We start from the raw sequence: 696 nt of genomic DNA on the forward strand, positions 1-696 counted from the left end.
AAGTGGTTAAGACGGCGGCCTCTCACGCCGCAAACACGAGTTCGACTCTCGTACGGGTCACCACTCAAAAGCAAACTATGGATCGCTCGCTTCCACGCTAGCGTGAAAGCTCGTTCCCTACGTTGCTTTTTCGTTTCCATGGACAAACACCTTGTTGGTTTGTCCATGGAGGCCAAGTTTTGGGGAATTGAATAGTCGGTGCTGATTGCAGTGAGGGTCCACCCGTTCCCATTCCGAACACGGCAGTTAAGCTCACTTGCGCCGAAAATACTTGGCTGGCGACGGCCCGGGAAGATAGGTAGTGCCGACACATAAGGATGACAGTCCAAGCGACTGTCTTTCTTATGCTCCGTTTACCAAGAACGTTGTGCGAATGACAGCACAGAGTACAAACCGAAGTATGCCGGGTTGGCCGGCAAAAAAAGTTTGAAAAAGTGCTTGACAAACGACGGTGGATCTGGTAAACTAAAATAGTTCCGCCGGTGAGCGGTTTGTACCTTGTAAATTAAACAATGAGAAACACGAAAAGCACCAGAAGGACACAAGAGTCCTTCATGGAAACTGGTAACACAGAGACATGAAGGGTCTCATCAATTCATATCTTTGAAGTTAAGAGATTAGCTTCAATAAAATTGATTTAAGCGGTGAAAACCGTTTAGATACCATTTTATTGAGAGTTTGATCCTGGCTCAGGAT

Annotated in this window: 1 rRNA gene; it reads left to right on the forward strand. The window is 46.7% G+C overall.

The features are described 5' to 3' along the window. Nucleotides 1-194 precede the first annotated feature (194 nt). Nucleotides 195-310: ribosomal RNA gene (rrf, locus tag B5F98_RS12540) — 5S ribosomal RNA — on the forward strand. The last annotated feature ends 386 nt before the right edge of the window (nucleotides 311-696 follow it).

Origin of the sequence: Pseudoflavonifractor sp. An44 (assembly GCF_002161675.1) — a bacterium.
GTDB classification, from domain to species: domain Bacteria; phylum Bacillota; class Clostridia; order Oscillospirales; family Oscillospiraceae; genus Enterenecus; species Enterenecus faecium.